Here is a 510-nt window from a genome sequence, read left to right as displayed (position 1 = left end):
AACGGCGGCGCTGATTACAGCGTCGATTTTTCGGAGCTTCTTGCGCCCGACGAGACGATTCAGGCCTTCGCCTTTGATTCAGGCGGGTTCGGAACGCAGGCATGGACGTATCTATACGGCACCATCTGCACAGCCTGGTTCTCATGGGTACAGGCTGGCGCAGCGTCCGTGAATGTCTGCGTCCTCGGCAGTTCGGGCGCGACGTATCAGGTGCCTGTCTCGGTCAGCATCGATGCGACGCCTGCCCTGGTCGCCGCCATGCCTCCGTCTCGCCCAGCATGAACGGGCTTGTCACAACCCCGATCTATTCCCCTCAAGCCGCCCCTCACCGGGCGGCTTTTTTATTGGAGGCGACATGAGCGCCGTATCTGATGTCGTTCCTATCGATACTCTGGCCGATCACGGCCGCCGGCTAAGCGCGGTCGAGGGGGCCATTGTCGAGATCCGTCTCGAACATCGCTCGCTCTCCGACAAGCTGATGCAGATGCACGGCGAGAACAAGGCCAGTGC

1 pseudogene is annotated in these 510 nt (G+C 61.2%); it reads left to right on the top strand.

Going from position 1 to position 510, the window contains the following annotated elements:
* Positions 1 to 282, top strand: a pseudogene (locus AA105894_RS13420) (hypothetical protein); the annotation flags it as partial.
* Positions 283 to 510 lie beyond the last annotated feature (228 nt).

This window comes from Asaia spathodeae NBRC 105894 (genome assembly GCF_025994195.1).
In the GTDB taxonomy this organism is placed as follows: Bacteria; Pseudomonadota; Alphaproteobacteria; order Acetobacterales; family Acetobacteraceae; genus Asaia; species Asaia siamensis.
This window is presented reverse-complemented; position numbering and strand designations above follow the sequence as displayed.